The following is an 18,248-nucleotide window of genomic DNA, read 5'->3' on the forward strand; positions in this document are numbered from 1 at the left end:
TCCGTAAGCGCTTCAGGAGTCCGACCACTTGCGGCGTCGCTGCGCAGCTTCGTCGGTGGCGTGGCTGAGCACCTGATTGCGGTTCTCCAGCTCGAGCGCGGCGTCCAGCGGTGCGTCGGTGTTGGCCTGCAGCGCGCGCTTGGTCAGCTGCACACCCAACGGGGACAGGTCGGCAATGCTCGTGGCGATCTCGAATGCGCGCTCGGTCAACCGGTCCGGTTCGACGATCTCGCTGACCAGGCCACGGCGGTCGGCCTCCTCGGCGTTCACCGCGCGCCCTGTCAACATCCAGTCCGCCGCCACGCTGGTTCCGACGATGCGCGGCAGGTGATAGCTCATGCCCATCTCGGCGCCGGACAGGCCGAGCAGGATCGCGGCGTTGGCGAACGATGCTGCCGTCGAACAGATTCGGATGTCGGCGGCCAGCGTCAGCGCCAGGCCCGCGCCGACGCACGGTCCGTTGACTGCGGCGATGACCGGTTGCGGCAACGCGCGGATAGCCTCGGGCAGCGCAGCCATCGCCTCCTGGAACCGCATCCGTTCGATCGCCGGTGCGGTCGCCGCCAACATTCCCGGTCCAAAGTTGCGCACGTCGATGCCGGCGCAGAAGCCGCGCCCGGCGCCGGTCAGCGCGACCGCGTTGACCGTGGTGTCGGTAGCGATCTCGGCGAATGTCTGCGTCAGTTCGTCGCGCATCACCTCGTTGATGGCATTGAGCTGTTTGGGCCGGTTCAGTTGGAGCACAACGATACCGGGCCGGTCCCGGTCGATCAGCACCGTCTCGGCCATGTCAGACCCGCTCGAGGATGGTCGCGGTACCCATGCCGCCGCCGGTGCACATCGTGACCAGCCCGGTGTTCAGGTCGCGACGCTCTAGTTCGTCGAGGACGGTGCCGATGAGCATCGCCCCGGTCGCTCCGATCGGGTGGCCGAGCGCGATCGCCCCGCCGTTGACGTTGACCCGGGCTGGGTCGAGGTCGAGGTCGCGGATCGTCTTCAGCGGCACTGCCGCGAACGCCTCGTTGATCTCCCAGAGGTCGATATCGTCGGCCCGCATACCGGCCTTCTCCAGACACCGCTGGGCGGCCGGTCCCGGTGCGGTGAGCATGATGACCGGCTCGCTGCCGATTGCCGCCGTGCACCGGATCCGGGCCCGCGCGGCAACGCCGTTGGCGTCGAGCCACCGTCGGGAAGCGACCGCAGCCACCGCCGCACCGTCGACCACACCCGAAGAATTGCCCGCATGGTGCACGTGGTCAATGGCTTTCAGCCCCGGATACCGGTCGAGACAGATCTCGTCGAACGTGGCGACCTCACCGTCAACGCGCTCGGCACCCATTCGTGCGAACGCCGGTGGCAGCTTGGCCAGCTTCTCCAAGGTCGTACCCGGCCTCGGATGTTCGTCACGGTCGAGGACGACACCGCCGTCGACGTCGGTGACCGCGATGACCGAGCGGTCGAAGTATCCCGCCGCGATCGCTTCGGCGGCGCGCCGCTGGCTCTTGACGGCGTACGCGTCGACATCCTCGCGGCTGAACTTCTCCAGCGAGGCGATCAGATCCGCCGAGATGCCCTGCGGCACCGTGGGATGGCGTTCGCGAAATTCCGGATTGTCGCCGTCGATCGTCGGAACGCCGACGCTGAGGTCCCAGCGCGACATCGACTCGACACCGCCGGCCACCACCAGGTCCTGCACGCCGCTGGCCACCCCGGTCGCCGCGACCGTGATCGCCTGCTGCCCCGAACCGCAGAACCGGTTGAGCGTCATTCCCGGCACGGTTTGCGGCCAGCCCGCCAGCAGCACCGAGAGACGGGCGATGTCGTCGCCGTGCTCACCGGTCAGAATCCCGTTTCCGGCGATGACGTCGTCGACCTCAGCGGGGTCGAAACCCGTTCTGGCGCAGAGAGCTTGTAGGCACTGGGCGAACAACTTCTGCGGGTGGATCCCGTTCAGGGCGCCGTCCGCCCGACCACGGCCTCTGGGTGTGCGTACGGCGTCGACGATCCAGGCGTCCATGTCAGCGCCGCGGCAGGCCGAGCACCTGGGTGGCGATGATGTTGCGCTGAATCTCCGAGGTGCCGCCGGCGATGGTTCCGGAGAAGCTGCGCGCATAACGCTCGAACCAACTGGCGAAGTAATGGTCGAGGTTCATGTGCTCGTACCGACCCGTCGTCGACGGATGAATCAGCACGTCGGCGCCTGAGGCGGTGAACGCGGTGTCCATCGCCCGCATCTCGGCCTCCGAACCGAACAGCTTGAGCACCGACACCGAGGCGGTGTCCATCTCACCGCGGGCCGCGCGGGCCAACGCCGCCGAACCCATCGCCCGCAGTGCCTGGTAGTCCATGATCGCCGTCGCGTATTGGTCACGCTGCAGTGCATCGCGTGGGCGGAAGTCGGAGATCATGTTGTCGATGCGGTCGGCGAAGCCGAGCCACATCATGGTGCGTTCATGGCCGAGCGAGCCGTTGGCGACGGCCCAGCCGCCGTTGAGCGGACCGACGAGGTTCTCTGCGGGAACCCGCGCGTCGGTGAAGAACACCTCGTTGAAGTCCTTGTTCTCCTCACCGCACAGGTCCGCGAACGGCCGACACACCACCCCGGGGGTATCGGTCGGGATGATCAGCACGCTGATCCCCTTGTGTTTGGGGGCATCCGGGTCGGTGCGGACGAACGTCAACAGGAAGTCGGCGTCGTGCGCACCGGACGTCCACACCTTCTGGCCGTTGACGACGAAGTGGTCCCCGTCTAACACCGCGCGGGTGCGCAGCGACGCCAGATCGGAGCCGGCGCTGGGCTCGCTCATCCCCAGCGACGCGGTGACCTCGGCCTTGAGCACCGGCACCGCCCAGCGCTGTTTCTGCTCATCGGAGCCGAACGAAAGCAGCGACGCCGCAACGATGTTCACGCCCTGGGGGTTGAAGCTGTGATAGATACGGCGGCGGCAAAGCTCGTCGAGGTGGACGAACTGCTGCAGCACTGTGGCGTTACGCCCACCGAACTCCGGCGGCTGGGCGGGCAGTAGCCAGCCGTTGTCGAACAGCAGCCGCTGCCAGTCCCGGGCCCACTGCGGCATGTGCGACACCGAACGCGGGCGCTCCAGGGTCTGCGCCTCCGAGGGCAGATGCTCGTCGAGAAACGCCGCGAATTCGGCGCGGAACTGCTCGACGTCGGAATCAAAAGTCAGCTGCATGAAACTCCTCGGCGATGATCGCGCGATGCTCGGCGGCACCGCCGAGCAGATGCTCGCCGGCCTTGGCCCGCTTCAGCGCGAACTGCAGGTCGTTTTCCCAGGTGAAACCCATGGCGCCGAACAGCTGCAGGCCGTGGCGGAACACCACTGCCTGAGCCTCACCTGCCGACGCCTTGGCCATCGCCGCCGCCAGCCGCCTGCGCGGGTCGTCTTCGGCGATCGTCAACGCCGCAAAATACGCGAGCGCACGCGCGCGTTCGGTGGCGACGTGCATGTCGACGGCCTTGTGCTGGACGGCCTGAAACGAACCGATCGCGACGCCGAACTGCTGGCGTTGCTTGACGTGTTCGAGCACCAGATCCAGGATGCGCTGGCAGGCGCCGACGGTGGTGACGGCCATCCCGGTCAGCGCGACATGGCGGGCCCGCTCGGGGTCGGAGCGGACCCGCGCGGTGTCGGGCACCCGCACGTCGGCGAACGACACCTCGGCGACGTGCAGCACGGGATCGAAGACCGGGCTGCGCCGCGTCGTGGTCCGGTCGGCGTCGACGATGAAGACGCCGGCCTCGGTGACGACGGCAAAGCGCTCGGCGCGGTCGCCGTCGAGCACGTGTCGGGCCGTGCCGTTGAGCACCCAACCGTCGGTGTCGCGGTGCGTGCTCACGCCGTCGTACACCGCGGTGCCCGCCTGTTGCGGATCGAAGCGGTCACCGGCCAGCGGGGCGAACTGGGTCAACGTCGCCAGAAACGGGGTGGGGTCGGTGGCCCGGCCCAGTTCCTCGAGCACGATCGTCAGCTCGACGGCGTTCTCGGCGTCGCTGAGCTCGGTCCAGCCCGCGTCGACGTAGGTCTTCCACAGCGGCGCGGGGTCGACGCCGTTCTCCGCGATCCCCCGGATCAACGAGGCCGGGCACTGCTTGGTCACCGCATCTCGCACGGTCTCCTGCCAGAGCCGCTGGTCGGCGTCGAACTCCAATAACACCAAGACCTCCCGGGATAAGTCAGACCGTACGAGAATAACATTCTCGTTAGACGCTGTAACCGTTCTCGGTAGAGGACTACCACGTTTCGGCCGACACATGCCAAGCGACTGACCAGCGCACACTCTGACCTGCACCGAAGTAAGCGATCTGCTGGAGAACACAATTCTTGCCTTTGAAGAACAAGGCTTTACTATGGGGATATGCCCGGCGTCTGCGCGTGCCGGCGCCCCACATGGAAATCGGTCGAAGAGACCGACATCGGAGGCCTGAGGTGATCGAACATCCCGGCGGCGAGAAGACGCCCGTTATCGACGCGAGCGTGCACATCTTCAGCAAGTCGAACAAAGACCTGCGCCGCATCCTCAACGAGCCGTTTCGCAGCCGAGGGTTCCCCGACTACGAGATGGACTGGTACGGCGCTCCCGGCGGCGAATACGCTCCGGGCACCGAAGGGCCCGACCGGCAATATCCCGGCTCCGATCCGGAACTGGTCGGAAAGCACCTGTTCGACGACGGCGGCGTGGACGTCGCCGTTCTGCACCCGATGACCCGCGGCATCATGCCGGATCGTCACCTGGGCACCGCGCTTGCCGCCGCCCACAACGAGATGCTGGTGTCACGCTGGCTCGAGGACAACCCGTACGGCGAGCGATACCGCGGCACCATCCGGGTCAACCCCGACGACATCGTCGGCGCGCTGCGCGAAATCGAAAAGTACAAAGATCATCCGCGCGTCGTACAGATCGGGGTGCCGCTGCAGTCCCGCGAGCTGTACGGCAAGCCGCAGTTCTGGCCGCTGTGGGAGGCCGCGGTCGAGGCCAACCTGCCGGTTTCGGTGCACATCGAGGTCGGTGCCGGTATCTCGTTCGCGCCGACGCCGTCCGGCGTGCCCCGCACCTATGAGAACTACGTCAGCTTCATGGCGCTCAATTACCTGTACCACCTGATGAACCTGATCGTCGAAGGGGTATTCGAAAGGATGCCCCCGTTGAAGTTCGTCTGGGCGGACGGAGCCGCCGACCTGCTGACGCCGTTCATGTGGCGGATGGACTGCTTCGGCCGGCCGCACCTCGAACAGACACCGTGGGCGCCCAAAATCCCCAGTGACTACCTGCCCGGCCACACCTACTTCATCCAGGGCGCGATGGACGGACCTGGCGACACCGAGTTCGCCGGTGAGTGGTTCGGCTTCACCGGTAAGGACGACATGGTGATGTACGGGTCGAGCTATCCACACTGGCAGCTCAATAAGCTCGCCGTGCCCGCGTCGTACACCGCTGAACAGCGCGACAAGCTGTGCTGGCGAAACGCCGCGGAACTCTATGGCATAGACGTCGGGGCCCAGGTCGGCGCAAAGTGATAGAAGACTTGAATTGAGGAGGCCACGATGACGGTCACAGTGACAGAGCGGAAGCCCGCAGCCGAGCGCGTCGCCATCCGTTGCGTCGATTCCGACGTGCATCCGACGCCAAGGGCCGGCGAGCTGACGCAGTACATCCCCGAGCCGTGGCGCAGCAAGTACTTCCTGACGCGCCGGATCGGCGACCAGATCTACTACGACGCGCCGGACTACGCACACGCCTATGCGATGCGCGTAGACACGTTCCCATCGGACGGCAATTTCGCCGGCAGTGACCCCGACTTGGCGTTCAAGCAGTTGATCATGGAAGCCGGTGCCGACATCGCGATCCTCGAGCCGGCCGCTTACCCGGCCCGGTTCCCCGAGGTGAACCATGCGATGAGCGTCGCGCTGAACGACTGGCAGGCCAACCATTGGCTGGACAGCCACAACAACTGGCATGAGCGGTGGCGGGGATCCATCTGCCTGGCGATCGAGACCCCGCAGGACGCCGCCCGCGAGGTCGAGCGCTGGGCCGGCCATCCCTACATGGGGCAGATACTGATCAAGGCCGAGCCGCGCCCGTCATGGGGTGACCCGAAGTACGACCCAATCTGGGAAGCCGCCACCAAGCACGACATCACGGTGAGTTGTCACCTGTCGCGCAGCCACCACGAGGAGCTGCCGATTCCGCCGGTGGGCTTCCCCAGCTACAACCACGATTTCATGGTCACCTATTCGTTGCTGGCGGCGAATCAGGTGATGAGCCTGATCTTCGACGGGGTGTTCGACCGCTTCCCAGCGTTGCGAATCGTGCTGGTGGAGCACGCGTTTACCTGGATCCTGCCGCTGATGTGGCGGATGGACGCCATCTACCAGGCCCGCAAACCGTGGGTGGACATCAAGCGCAAGCCGTCGGAGTACGTCAAGGACCACATCAAGTTCACCACCCAGCCGCTGGATTACCCCGAGGACAAGACGGAGTTGACCCGCGCGTTCGAGTGGATGGAGTGCGAGAAGATCCTGCTGTTCTCCTCGGACTATCCGCACTGGACGTTCGATGATCCGCGCTGGCTGGTCAAGCACCTGCCCCAGCATGCGCGCGAGGCTGTGATGTTCCGCAACGGGATCGAGACGTACAAGCTGCCAGAGACCGTTCCGGCGCTCGAGGGCCAGGTGCGGGTGTTCTGAGTTGACCGACCAAAAGAAACCGCCCCGGTTGGCGCAGGGGCGTGAACACGTCGTCGCCACGGTCGACGAAATCCCGTCCGGGACACACAAACTCGTGCCGATCGGCCGACACGGCGTCGGCGTCTACAACGTGAACGGGACGTTCTACGCGATCGCGAATTACTGCCCGCACGAGGGCGGCCCGCTGTGTTCGGGACGCGCACGAGGCCGCACCATCGTCGACGACAGCGTGCCGGGGGATGCGGTGATGGTTCGCGATCTCGAGTTCATCTACTGCCCGTGGCACCAGTGGGGTTTCGAACTGGCCACCGGCACCACTGCCGTCAAACCCGAATGGAGTATCCGGACCTACCCGGTCCGGGTCGTTGGTAACGAGGTGCTGGTCCAGGCATGACGACTCTTGTTGGCGCGAGCGTGCGTGTTTGCACACCCCACGCCGCGGAAAATCAGCAGTTTGCGCACGTTCGCGGAGGCTCAGCATGACCACCACCGAGAAGTCCGGGCGCACGCTCAAGCGCGGCGAAAAGGTTTTCGAGGTCAACGGCGGCGACGTCGTCTACGAGATCCTCGGCAAACAAGGCGATTTCATCGCGTTGACGCCCGGCGGCCGGTTCAGCAAGGATATCGAGGGGCTGCGGCCGCTGGCCCAGGAGCTCGTCAAGGGCGGCTACCGCGTGCTGTTGTGGGACCGGCCCAACTGCGGCAAATCGGACGTCCAGTTCTACGGGCAGAGCGAATCGCACATGCGCGCCGAGACGCTGCACGCGCTGATCACCGGGCTCGACATCGGCCCGTGCATCATCGCCGGCGGGTCGGGCGGCGCCCGCGACTCGATGCTGACCACGATGCTCTACCCCGAGATCGTGCGGAAGCTGGTGGTGTGGAACATCGTCGGCGGCGTGTACGGGTCGTTTGTGCTCGGCTCCTACTACATCATGCCGAGCATCCTGGCCGTCCGCGGCGCCGGTATGAAGGGTGTGGTCGCCGTCGAGGAATGGAAGCAGCGCATCGCCGAGAACCCCGCCAACCGCGAGCGGTTCCTCGCCATGGACCCCGACGAGTTTCTCAAGCTGATGCTGCGCTGGCTCAACGCCTTCGTGCCGAAACCGGGCCAGACCATTCCCGGCGTCGAGGATGAGATGTTCGACAACATCAAGGTTCCCACGCTGATCATCCGCGGCGGGGAGAACGACATGGACCACCCGAAGCGGACGTCGCTGGAGATCAGCTGTCTGATCAAGGGTTCGACGCTCATCGACCCCCCTTGGCCCGAGGATGCCTGGGAGCGCGCCGGTGAGGCTCGTGCGTCGGGAAAGGTGAAGCGGTTCAATATGTTCGACACGTGGGTGCAGGCCGCGCCCGCGATCCTGAACTTCCTGGACGGCTAGATGACGCCCGCGAAGGTGCAACCCGCATGTGCAGGCGCTTCACGCGTTGCCGGATCAGACCGTGCGGATGTGCACTTCGCAGTTGAGCGACGCCTCCAGAGCGGTGTGGATACGGCTTTCGGGCACCCGTTCCAGATCCGCCTGGCGCAGCGTCACATGCACCACATCCCAGCCGTCCTCCCCCGCCACCCGCTCGACCTCGCCGGCCAACCCGAATCCGGCGAGCACCCCGCGGGCGTCGGCGTCGGTGCCACGGCTGATATAGGTGAGCACTCCTGGCACGGGCGTCGTGCCGAACGCCTTGGCGCACATGTCTACTGCACGCCTTTCAAGTTCGGCCGGGTCCTGGCCGGCGATCAAGAGTTCCACTTCGCGGCGCTGCGGCGGCAACGCGGGCAGGTTGTTGTCCACCACATCGATATCCGCCGCGGCGGCCAGCTCACGGAGGCGTGCCATGCCGTCGCTTAGCTGCGCTGGGGTCAGCTCGCCGGCCTGGTCGACGCCGACACGCACCACCGCCGTTCTCATGTCCGTCAGCCTAGCCGCGGCCCGGAAGGACGTGTCATGACCTCAACGACAACGGATCTCACCGTGGCGGCGTGGCCTGATTGCACGGCCCGGCTGCTGCGGACGGGACAAGCGGGACCGGAGACCTACGCCGAGTACACACAGGCCGGCGGCTACCGGAAGCTGACCGACGCCGATGCGCTGCTGGAGCAGGTCGACCTGTCGGGTCTGCTGGGGCGCGGCGGCGCGGCGTTTCCGCTCGGCACCAAGCTGCGCACGGTGCTTAACGCGGGCCTGCGCGGCTCCGACACGGTGGTGGTGGCCAACGGTGAAGAGGGCGAACCCGCTTCGGTCAAGGATCGCTGGCTGCTGCGCACCCGGCCCCATCTGGTGCTCGACGGTCTACGCCTGGCGGCCGCGATCGCCGGTGCGAGCCGCGCGTACGTGTACGTGTCCGACGAGCGGTCGGCGACGGCGGTCACCGACGCGTTGAGCGAGCTGAGCCCGCAGGCGTTCGGCGACGCCGAGGTCACCGTCCTCACCGTGGACCCCGGCTACGTCGCCGGTGAGGAGACCGCCGCGGTGCGGCGCATCAACGGCGGACCGGCCAAACCGGCCGACAAACCGCCGCGGCCCTTCGAGGAAGGCGTCCTGGGCCTGCCGACCATGGTCAGCAACGTCGAAACGTTGGCAAACCTGCCGTATATCGCCGAACACGGCGGTCAGGGCTTCCGCACCGTGGGCACGCCGATGTCGCCGGGTACGTTCCTCGCGACGATCACTGGCGCCGGCAAACCCCCAGCGCTCTACGAGATCCCGCACGGCACAGCGTTTTCGAGGCTGCTCGAGGTACACGGCGTGGACGCCGAATCGGTACGCGGGGCGTTGATGGGCGGTTACTTCGCCGGGCTGCTCAACACCGACGTCCTGGAGGCGACCCTGGATCACGAGACGATCCGGCGACTGGGCGCGGGCTTGGGTTGTGGTGCGATCTCCATCCTCACCGAGGACTGCCCGGTCGCGGTCGCGGCGTCGGTGATGTCCTACTTCGACCGGGAGAACGCCGGACAGTGCGGATCGTGTTTCAACGGCACGGCGGCGATGGCCGCGGTGCTGTGCGCCATGCGCGACGGCGTGGCCACCGACGAGGACGTAACCCGGCTGGAGCGCTGGTCGGTGGTGCTGCGCGGGCGTGGTGCCTGCGGCACCCTCGACGGCGCCACCAACATCGCCGCCAGCCTGCTGCGCCAGTTCCCTCAGGTGGTCGCCCGCCACCTCGCCGACGACTGCCCGGCATGTCGGCCCGGTGCATTTTCTGCCGTGCGGCCCTACGAAGTGGAGGCGGTGGCTCAACCATGAGTGACGGCTTGAGGATTCGACTCGACCGTACGCTGTGCGACGGCTTCGGCATCTGTGCCAAACACGCACCCGACTACTTCTCGCTCGACGACTGGGGTTACGCCTCGCTGGTGGGCGACGGCACGGTACCCGAGCAGGATCGTGACGCGGTGATGCGCGCGCTACTGGACTGTCCGGCGCACGCGATCATCTATATGGGCGAACACCGACCCGCCGAGGGGCCCAAGGACGACGCCGACGTTCACGAGGCGCCGGAACCGGAACCCAACACCGAAGATAGCGAGGCGATTTCGGGGTTTGTTCGGTGACTCGACCACTACCCGAGCTGACCGTCCTAAACGAGTTCTTCTGGACCGCAGGCGCAGACGGGGTGCTACGCATCCAAGAGTGCCAGGACTGCCAGGCGTTGATCCACCCGCCGCAGCCGGTGTGCCGGTACTGCGGCAGCCACAACATGGGGGTGCGCGACGTCTCCGGCAAGGCGACGCTGAGCGCCTTCACCGTCAACCACCGGTTCGGCTTCATGGACCTACCGCCCCCGTACGTGGTGGCACAGGTCGCCGTCGTCGAGGATCCGCGGGTCCGGTTGACCACCAACATCGTCGACTGCGAACCCGACGAGCTGAAACTCGGCCAGACCGTCGAAGTCGACTTCCAGAAGCTGGAAGATGTCTGGCTGCCCGTGTTCCGGCCCGCGGCCGACGGCCAGGCCGGGCCCCCGGCCATCGAAGACGTCGCACCCGAGGACATCGGCCGCTACGTGCGCACCCCATTGACCACCGAGAAGTTCGAAGACAAGTCAGCGATCACCGGCATCGGCGCATCCCGGCTGGGTCGGCGGTTGATGGTGCCGCCGCTGTCGCTGACCCTCGAGGCCTGCGAGGCCGCCGTCGCCGACGCCGGGCTGACGTTCGCCGACATCGACGGCCTGTCCACCTATCCCGGGCTCGACATCGCGGGGATGGGCGAGGGCGGGGTCAGCGCGCTCGAGAACGCGCTGGGGCTGCGGCCCACCTGGATCAACGGCGGCATGGATACCTTCGGACCCGGCGGATCCGTCATCGCCGCGATGATGGCCGTCGCCACCGGCATGGCCCGCCACGTGCTCTGCTTCCGCACGCTCTGGGAAGCGACGTTCCAGCAGCTGATGAAGGAAGGCAAGGCCTCTCCGCCCGGCGGTGCCCGCACCCCCAGCTGGCAGATGCCGTTCGGCGCGATGTCGGCCGCGCACACGTTGGCGCTCAACGCGCAGCGCCACTTCGACCGCTACGGCACCACCCGGGAGACGCTCGGCTGGATCGCGATGAACCAGCGCGCCAACGCCGCGCTGAACCCGACGGCCATCTATCGCGATCCGATGTCCATGCACGACTACCTCAACGCCAGGATGATCACCACACCGTTCGGGCTGTACGACTGCGACGTCCCGTGCGACGGAGCCGTCGCGGTGATCGTGTCCGCCGTCGACGCCGCAAAAGACATGCCGCACAAGCCGATCCTGTTCGAAGCCGTCGGGACCCAGATCGTCGAGCGCACCGACTGGGACCAGTCCACGCTGACCCACGAACCCCAGGTGCTCGGCCAGGCCGCACACCTGTGGACGCGCACCTCGCTGCGCCCCGACGACGTCGACGTCGCCCAGTTGTACGACGGCTTCTCGTTCAATTGCCTGTCATGGCTGGAGGCGCTCGGCTTCTGCGGCATCGGTGAAGCCAAGGACTTCCTAGACGGTGGAAAGGCCATCGCCCGTGACGGCGTCATTCCGCTGAACACCCACGGCGGCCAGCTGTCTCACGGCCGCACCCACGGGATGGGTTTGATCCATGAGGCAGTATCCCAGTTGCGCGGCGACGCCGGCGACCGTCAGGTGCCCGGCGCCAGGGTCGCCGTGGCCAGCAGCGGCGGCCTGACCCCCAGCGGGGTCCTGTTGATGCGGACCGAAACGTGAGCGCCCCACGTCCGCGCGTGGTACTCGTCGACGGTGTGCCGATGTCGGGTCTGGTGGCCGAGGTCGACGACCCGCGAGCCGTCATCGTCGCATTCCACGGAGGGTCCAGCACCGCAGCGTATTTCGACTGCCCGGGACATCCGCAGCTGTCGCTGCTGCGCGCCGGCGCCGCGGCCGGCTACACCACGGTGGCACTGGACCGGCCCGGTTACGGCAGCTCAGCACCGTACCCGGAGGCGATGGCAGAACCGGAACAGCGCGTCGCGCTGGCATCCGGCGCCCTCGGCAAGGTGCAAGGCGACAAGCCGCGCGGCGCGGGCGTGTTTCTGATGGGCCATTCGGCGGGCTGTGAGATGGCGGTGCGGATGGCCGTTATCGGCGCCGACGTCATCGGCCTCGAACTGGCCGGAACCGGTGTCCGGTACACCCCGGCGATGGCCGACATCATGAAAGCCGCGATGTCCAACCAGCGCCCGGTCGGGCTGCGCGAGCTGCTCTGGACGCCCGAGGACGTGTACCCACCCGAGGTGCTCTCCGGTATGACGAACTCCTCGGGCGGGGCGCGCTACGAAGCCGATATGACCAAGCACTGGCCCAGGCGCGATTTCCCCACGCTCGCAGCGCAGTTGCGCGTGCCGGTCCAGTTCAGCGTCGCGGAGTTCGAGCAGGTGTGGCGGACGGATCCAGAGACGTTGGCGAAGATCAGCGCGATGTTCACCTCGGCACCGCGGTTCACGATCAATGAACAGCCCGGTGGCGGCCACAACCTTTCGCTGTCGGCCGCCGCCGACGCGTACCACGCCAAGGTGCTGGCGTTCGTCGAGGAATGTGTTCTGGCACAACAAGGATTGGAGACGGGTTGATGCGCGTCGGATTCATCGGGCTCGGCAGCCAAGGCGGGCCCATGGCGCGCCGCATCGCCGAAGGTGGTTTTGAGACCACCCTGTGGGCGCGCAGGCAGGCCAGCCTCGAACCGTATGCGGACACCGCCGCCAAGACCGCGAGCTCCCCTGCCGAGCTGGGCGCGGCCAGCGACCTGGTGTGCCTGTGCGTGGTCGGCGACGACGACGTCAGGGAGGTGCTGTACGGCGAGAACGGTGTACTGTCGGCGATGGCGTCGGGCGGCGTCGTCGCGATCCACAGCACCGTACATCCCGACACCTGCCGTGAGGTCGCCGAAAAGGCTGCTGCGCAGGGCGTCTCGGTGATAGACGCGCCGGTCAGTGGTGGCGGCCCCGCCGTCGAGGAAGGAAAGCTGCTGGTGATGGTCGGCGGCGAGGAGGACGTCGCCGAGCGATGCCGGCCGGTGTTCGCCACCTACGCCGACCCGATCGTGCACCTGGGTCCGTTGGGCAGCGGGCAGGTCACCAAGATCCTCAACAACCTGCTGTTCACCGCCAACCTGGGCGCCGCGACGAGCACCCTCGATCTCGGTGAGACCCTCGGCATTCCGCGCGACCGGCTCGCCGAGGTGCTCAACGGCGGATCGGCCACCAGCAAGGCGCTGGGCAGCATCTCGATGTTCGGCGGAACCGTCGACGGGCTGGCGCCGATCGCCGGTGCGCTGCTGCAGAAGGACGTTCGGCACGCCGCGAGCATCGCGGCCACCGCGTCGGCGCCGGAGGGCGCGGTGTTCAGCGCGGCCGACGCGGCGCTGGAGAAGATGGACTTCCCGCGATGAGCGCTTGCGCGAAGAGCAGAGGGCCCCGATGACACGCGTCGGGTTCGTCGGGGCCGGCCGGATGGGCGCGCCCATGGTGTCGCGTCTCGTCGAAGCCGGCCGCGAGGTCCGCGTCCTCGGCAGAACCGACGAGAAGTGCCGGGCGGTGCGTGATCTTGGTGCGCACGCCGTCACCGAAGTCGGCGCGGTCGGCGCCGGCGCCGACGTCGTGATCGTCTGTGTGTTCACCGACGCGCAGGTGCAGCAGGTCTGTCTGTCCGGCGACTTGGTGTCCGCGATGACGCCGGGTGCGGTCCTCGTTCTCCACACGACGGGAAGCCCCCGCACCGCGCAGGACATCGCGGCCGCGTTCCCGGCGATCGACGTCGTCGACGCACCCGTGAGCGGCGGACCCCACAACATCGCGGCGGGCGCCCTCACGTTGTTCGTCGGCGGCGCCGAGGACGCGGTGGCCCGCGCCCAGCCTGTGCTCTCGGCATACGGCGACCCGATTCTGCACGTCGGCTCGCTCGGCGCAGGCCAGGCGGTCAAGCTGGTCAACAACGCGCTGTTCGCCTCGCAGATCGGGTTGCTGCGGGAGGCGGTCGCGCTCGGTGACCGCTTCGGCGTCGACGAACAGAACCTGCTGACGTCGATCTCACGCGGTAGCGGTGCCAGCCGGGTCGGGGAGTTCATCGCCATGCGTGGTTCGGTGGCGGCGTTCGTCGACGACACCGCCGAGTTCATCGGCAAGGACGTCGAGGTGGTCCGGGAAATCGCCGCCGAACTGGGCGGCGGTCTGGGCGTTCTCGACGACGTCATCAAAACGGGAATTCAGCAGTGACAACCGGCGATTCCGACTACTCAAGCCCATCCCGTGAGGCATACTATAGGCGTTACATAATTGCAGCCTCGCGTAACGGAAGCGGTCACTAGCCCGCCGCGAAAGAGGAGACCATGACCAAGCCCAAACTGGTGTTCGATCCGGTTTCGCAGGAGTACTTCGACAACCCCTACGAGATCTACCAACGGATGCGCGACGAGGCCCCGATCTACTACGACGAGGACCAGGACTTCTATGCGCTGACCCGGCACGCCGACGTCGCCGCGGCGCTCAAGGACCACGAGGCCTTCTCCTCGACACGCGGGTGCGACCTCGCCATGGTGCGCTCCGAGGAAGGCCCGCACAAGTCGATCATCTTCATGGACCCGCCCGAGCACCGGCACATGCGCAGCCTGCTCAACAAGGCGTTTACCCCCCGCGCCATCCAGTCGCAGCGCGAGACCATCACCGAACTCGTCGAGCAGTACCTATCGCAGGTCGATCCCGACAACTTCGATGTGGTGCAGGACTTCTCGGGTCCGTTTCCGGTCGAGGTGATCACCCGGATGGCCGGGGTGCCCGAGGAGTTCCGCCAGCAGGTTCGGCGCTGGATCGATATCAGCCTCCAGCGTAAGCCGGGGCAGATCGAGTTGTCCGAAGAAAACATGCAGGCCAACATCGACTCGGGCATGTACTACTACGGCCTGGTTCAGGAACGCCGGCAGAACCCGCAGGAAGACATGATCGGCCGGCTCATTCGCGCCGAAATCCCCGATGACGACGGCAACATGCGCCAGCTCGACGACCTGGAGATCACCGGGTTCCTCGCGCTGCTCGGCGGCGCAGGCGCGGAGACCGTCACCAAGCTGGTCGGCAGCGCGGTGGTGGAGTTCGCGCGCCACCCCGAGCAATGGCAGCTGCTGCTTGACGACCGCAGCCTCGTGCCCGCCGCCGTCGAGGAGTTGCTGCGCTACGTCGGGCCGGTGCAGTACAACGTGCGCTATACGTTGAAAGAAGCCGAAGTACCGAGCGGCACCATACCGGCGCACAAACCCGTCTTCCTGATGAAGGCGGCAGCCAACCGCGATCCACGTGCCTTCGATGACGCCGAGACGTTCGACATCACCCGCGACCGCACCCAGGCGCAGAACCTTGGGTTGGGCTACGGCATCCACAGCTGCCTGGGCGCCGCCCTGGCCCGGCTGGAAAGCGCCATCGCGCTGGAGCATCTGCTCGACTTCATGCCGCGCTACGAAGTCGATTTCGACGGCCTGGAACGCGTGCACATGCAGAACGTCGCCGGATACCACCACGTGCCTGTGCGGGTGCTGAAGTGACACGCAAGGTCGTCGTCGACTTCGGGTTGTGTGAAGCCAACGGGATCTGCATGGGGATCATCCCGGAGGTGTTCGACCTCGACGACGAGGACTACCTGCACGTGCTGCAGGACGAGGTGACTCCCGAGAACGAGGAACAGATCAAAGAGGCGGTCCGGCAATGTCCGCGACAGGCCATCTCTATCGAAGACGAATGACGGCATCCGAAGTCGTCTTCGATCCGTTCTCCGAGGAGTTCTTCAACGGCCCCTGGGACATCTACCGGCGTCTGCGCGAACAAGCGCCGGTCTACTACAACGCCGAGCACGACTTCTACGCGTTGTCCCGCCACGAAGATGTGTCGGCGGCCTACAAGGACTTCGGAACGTACTCCTCGGCTTACGGGCTCGACTTGGCCACGGTGCGCTCGAACGAGCCCATGGTGGCCAAGATGATCATCGTGATGGACCCGCCCGAACATCGGCAGATGCGCAGCCTCGTCAACAAGGTGTTCACGCCGCGGGCCATCGAGGCGATGCGCCCGATGGTCACCGCGACCATCGACCGCCACCTGTCCCGGGTCGATCCAGACGGCTTCGACGTCGTCGCGGACTTCTCCGCGCTGTTCCCCGTCGACGTGATCAGCCAGATGCTCGGTGTCCCCGAGGAGTACCGCCAGCAGGTCGGTCAGTGGGTCGACATCACGCTGCGCCGCGAACCCGGTCAGATCGACATGTCCGAGGAGGGGTTGCAGGCGGTCGGTGAACTGATGAGCCTGTATTACAACCTGATTCAGCAGCGCCGGGCCGAACCGCGCGACGATATGTTCAGCCGGCTGATCGCCGCCGAGGTCCAGCGCGACGACGGCGAGAAGCAGCAACTCGACGACTTCGAGATCGCCGGTTTCGCAACCCTGCTGGGCGGCGCCGGCGCCGAGACCGTCACCAAACTGATCGGCAACGCCGCGGTGACGTTCGCCCGCTTCCCCGAACAGTGGCAGAAGCTGCTCGACGACCGCAGTAAGATCCCGGCCGCGGTGGAGGAACTGCTGCGCTACGAGGCACCGAACCAGTACAACGTGCGGCGTTCCATGAAAGAGGTCGACCTACACGGTGTGACGATCCCCGCGGGCAAACCGGTGTTCCTGCTTGCCGGTTCGGCGAACCGGGATCCTGACGCATTCACCGACGCCGATACGTTCGACATCGATCGTGACCGCTCCGAAGCGCAGAACCTGGGCTTCGGCTACGGGGTACACAGCTGCCTGGGTGCGGCGCTGGCCCGCATGGAGAGCGCGATCGCGCTCGAACGGCTGCTCGCCTTCATGCCGCGCTACGAGGTGCTGTGGGACCAGTGCAAACGGGTTGCCGCGCAGAACGTCGCGGGCTGGTCCAACGTCCCCGTTCGTGTGCTGCGCTGATGCGGTTCGTCTTCGTACACGGCGGATTTCACGCCGCGTGGTGTTGGGAAGCGACGGTCCGAGAGCTGCGCGCGCTCGGCCATGACGCCGTCGCCGTCGACCTGCCCGGGCACGGGGCCCACGTCGACGAGGAGTCGACGCTGGCCAACCGCCGTGACACGATCGTCGCCGCCCTGCAATCCGGAGACGTCCTCGTCGGCCATTCCGGCGGCGGGTTCGACGCCACCCTGGCCGCGGACGCCGCACCGGATCTCGTGCGCCACATCATCTATCTCGCCGCGGCGCTGCCCCGCGAGGGCCGCACATACCCCGAGGCGATGGCGATGCGTGACTCCGAAGAAGGCGAGTTCGAGGCCGACGTCGGAGACATGTTGGGCTACTTGAAGTTCGATGACGACGGGGCGATGTGGTTCGCCGACTTCGAGGGCGCGTGGCGATACTTCTACCATGATTGCGATGAGGCCACGGCACGGTGGGCCTTCGAGCGCCTGGGACCCGAACGGTTCGGCGATACCACGGTGACGCCGGTGTCGGTACCGCGGTTCTGGGCGGCCGAGCTGCCCCGCAGCTTCATCCGCTGTCTTCAGGACCGGTCGATGCCGCGTTGGCTAGCCGATACAGTGACGCGACGCCTCGGTGTCGAGCAGCTGACCATCGACGCGTCGCACTCACCGTTTCTGAGCCGTCCGCGCGAGCTCGCCGAGTTGCTGGTGCACGCCACCACCACCAGCCCGATCGGCCCACTGGTACCCGACTGAACTTTCCGCGAGCAGACGGGTAAACCCCCAATTTGCTTACATTTAGGCGGTGTTCGCGTCTGCTCACGGAAGAAAACTACATGCCGTGGAGGATGACGCCGTTGCAGTCGGCCGCCGCCTGGCGCAGCTTGGCGGCGGCCTGGTATTCGTCGGAGTAGTACCACTTCTTGGCCGCCTCCTCCGACTCGAACTCGAGCAGGACGGTCTGCGTGCCGTGCCAGGTGCCCTCGATCACCTCGGCCTTCTGGTCGAACGCCAGCACCGTGGCGGCAGCCATCGTCTGGCTGGCCACCTTGCCGTAATCGGCCATCCCGGCCGGATCCTTGACGTCCTCGGTGATGAGGATATAAGCCTTGGCCACT

The 18,248-nt window shown here is 66.6% G+C and carries 20 protein-coding genes; 14 read left to right on the forward strand and 6 right to left on the reverse strand.

The window, feature by feature from the left end; translation table 11 throughout:
* Window positions 1-12: 12 nt before the first annotated feature.
* The 4 genes from ABQF13_RS24120 to ABQF13_RS24135 are packed head-to-tail and all read right to left on the reverse strand — an operon-like array spanning window position 13 to window position 4,176.
* Window positions 13-789 (reverse strand): enoyl-CoA hydratase/isomerase family protein, encoded by a 777-nt coding sequence (locus tag ABQF13_RS24120; RefSeq protein ID WP_448395329.1) that lies wholly within the window; start codon window positions 787-789, stop codon window positions 13-15.
* Window position 790: 1 nt separating this feature from the next.
* Window positions 791-2,017, reverse strand: a complete 1,227-nt coding sequence (locus tag ABQF13_RS24125; RefSeq protein WP_448395330.1) for an acetyl-CoA C-acetyltransferase — start codon at window positions 2,015-2,017, stop codon at window positions 791-793.
* A 1-nt stretch (window position 2,018) separates the two neighbouring features.
* The gene (locus tag ABQF13_RS24130) at window positions 2,019-3,194 is read right to left on the reverse strand and encodes an acyl-CoA dehydrogenase family protein (protein WP_448395331.1); all 1,176 of its coding nucleotides are present in this window, start codon (window positions 3,192-3,194) and stop codon (window positions 2,019-2,021) included.
* The gene (locus ABQF13_RS24135) at window positions 3,178-4,176 is read right to left on the reverse strand and encodes an acyl-CoA dehydrogenase family protein (RefSeq protein ID WP_448395332.1); all 999 of its coding nucleotides are present in this window, start codon (window positions 4,174-4,176) and stop codon (window positions 3,178-3,180) included. Before ABQF13_RS24135 ends, ABQF13_RS24130 begins: the two co-directional genes overlap by 17 nt.
* A 233-nt stretch (window positions 4,177-4,409) precedes the next feature.
* Here ABQF13_RS24135 and ABQF13_RS24140 point away from each other — a divergent pair, with 233 nt between their 5' ends.
* From ABQF13_RS24140 to ABQF13_RS24155, 4 genes are all read left to right on the forward strand, one after another.
* Window positions 4,410-5,537 carry an amidohydrolase family protein gene (locus tag ABQF13_RS24140; RefSeq protein ID WP_448395333.1) on the forward strand — a complete coding sequence of 376 codons (1,128 nt, stop codon included), beginning with the start codon at window positions 4,410-4,412 and terminating at the stop codon, window positions 5,535-5,537.
* Window positions 5,538-5,564: 27 nt separating this feature from the next.
* Window positions 5,565-6,707, forward strand: coding sequence for an amidohydrolase family protein (locus ABQF13_RS24145; protein ID WP_448395334.1), 1,143 nt, complete (start codon window positions 5,565-5,567; stop codon window positions 6,705-6,707).
* A gap of 1 nt (window position 6,708) precedes the next feature.
* Window positions 6,709-7,101 (forward strand): Rieske (2Fe-2S) protein, encoded by a 393-nt coding sequence (locus ABQF13_RS24150; protein ID WP_448395335.1) that lies wholly within the window; start codon window positions 6,709-6,711, stop codon window positions 7,099-7,101.
* Between the two features lie 85 nt (window positions 7,102-7,186).
* Window positions 7,187-8,095, forward strand: coding sequence for an alpha/beta fold hydrolase (locus ABQF13_RS24155; RefSeq protein WP_448395336.1), 909 nt, complete (start codon window positions 7,187-7,189; stop codon window positions 8,093-8,095).
* 54 nt (window positions 8,096-8,149) lie between these two features.
* Here ABQF13_RS24155 and ABQF13_RS24160 read toward each other — a convergent pair whose 3' ends face one another.
* Window positions 8,150-8,623 (reverse strand): hypothetical protein, encoded by a 474-nt coding sequence (locus ABQF13_RS24160; RefSeq protein ID WP_448395337.1) that lies wholly within the window; start codon window positions 8,621-8,623, stop codon window positions 8,150-8,152.
* Window positions 8,624-8,659: 36 nt separating this feature from the next.
* Here ABQF13_RS24160 and ABQF13_RS24165 point away from each other — a divergent pair, with 36 nt between their 5' ends.
* The 10 genes from ABQF13_RS24165 to ABQF13_RS24210 all read left to right on the forward strand — a co-directional run bounded on the left by ABQF13_RS24165 (window position 8,660) and on the right by ABQF13_RS24210 (window position 17,886).
* The gene (locus ABQF13_RS24165) at window positions 8,660-9,961 is read left to right on the forward strand and encodes an NADH-ubiquinone oxidoreductase-F iron-sulfur binding region domain-containing protein (protein WP_448395338.1); all 1,302 of its coding nucleotides are present in this window, start codon (window positions 8,660-8,662) and stop codon (window positions 9,959-9,961) included.
* 8 nt (window positions 9,962-9,969) lie between these two features.
* Window positions 9,970-10,269, forward strand: a complete 300-nt coding sequence (locus ABQF13_RS24170) for a ferredoxin (RefSeq protein WP_448395382.1) — start codon at window positions 9,970-9,972, stop codon at window positions 10,267-10,269.
* Window positions 10,266-11,909 (forward strand): thiolase C-terminal domain-containing protein, encoded by a 1,644-nt coding sequence (locus ABQF13_RS24175; RefSeq protein ID WP_448395339.1) that lies wholly within the window; start codon window positions 10,266-10,268, stop codon window positions 11,907-11,909. The genes ABQF13_RS24170 and ABQF13_RS24175 overlap by 4 nt, the downstream gene beginning before the upstream one ends.
* A 41-nt stretch (window positions 11,910-11,950) precedes the next feature.
* Window positions 11,951-12,772 (forward strand): alpha/beta hydrolase, encoded by an 822-nt coding sequence (locus ABQF13_RS24180; RefSeq protein WP_448395383.1) that lies wholly within the window; start codon window positions 11,951-11,953, stop codon window positions 12,770-12,772.
* The gene (locus ABQF13_RS24185) at window positions 12,772-13,590 is read left to right on the forward strand and encodes an NAD(P)-dependent oxidoreductase (RefSeq protein WP_448395340.1); all 819 of its coding nucleotides are present in this window, start codon (window positions 12,772-12,774) and stop codon (window positions 13,588-13,590) included. The genes ABQF13_RS24180 and ABQF13_RS24185 overlap by 1 nt, the downstream gene beginning before the upstream one ends.
* Before the next feature lie 28 nt (window positions 13,591-13,618).
* Window positions 13,619-14,413, forward strand: coding sequence for an NAD(P)-dependent oxidoreductase (locus ABQF13_RS24190; RefSeq protein ID WP_448395341.1), 795 nt, complete (start codon window positions 13,619-13,621; stop codon window positions 14,411-14,413).
* Window positions 14,414-14,526: 113 nt separating this feature from the next.
* A complete protein-coding gene (locus tag ABQF13_RS24195; protein WP_448395342.1) occupies window positions 14,527-15,729 on the forward strand; it encodes a cytochrome P450 in 1,203 nt (400 codons plus the stop codon).
* Complete coding sequence (locus ABQF13_RS24200; protein ID WP_448395343.1) at window positions 15,726-15,926, forward strand: ferredoxin; 201 nt, start codon at window positions 15,726-15,728, stop codon at window positions 15,924-15,926. Before ABQF13_RS24195 ends, ABQF13_RS24200 begins: the two co-directional genes overlap by 4 nt.
* Window positions 15,923-17,128: a cytochrome P450 gene (locus ABQF13_RS24205; protein ID WP_448395344.1), complete on the forward strand. Its 1,206-nt coding sequence runs from the start codon at window positions 15,923-15,925 to the stop codon at window positions 17,126-17,128. The genes ABQF13_RS24200 and ABQF13_RS24205 overlap by 4 nt, the downstream gene beginning before the upstream one ends.
* A complete protein-coding gene (locus tag ABQF13_RS24210; protein WP_448395345.1) occupies window positions 17,128-17,886 on the forward strand; it encodes an alpha/beta fold hydrolase in 759 nt (252 codons plus the stop codon). Before ABQF13_RS24205 ends, ABQF13_RS24210 begins: the two co-directional genes overlap by 1 nt.
* 76 nt (window positions 17,887-17,962) lie before the next feature.
* Here the strand turns inward: ABQF13_RS24210 and ABQF13_RS24215 are convergent, their stop codons facing one another.
* On the reverse strand, window positions 17,963-18,247 hold the full coding sequence (locus ABQF13_RS24215) for a DUF1330 domain-containing protein (protein WP_448395346.1): 285 nt from the start codon (window positions 18,245-18,247) through the stop codon (window positions 17,963-17,965).
* Window position 18,248: the final 1 nt, after the last annotated feature.

The organism is Mycolicibacterium sp. XJ879, from assembly GCF_053483935.1.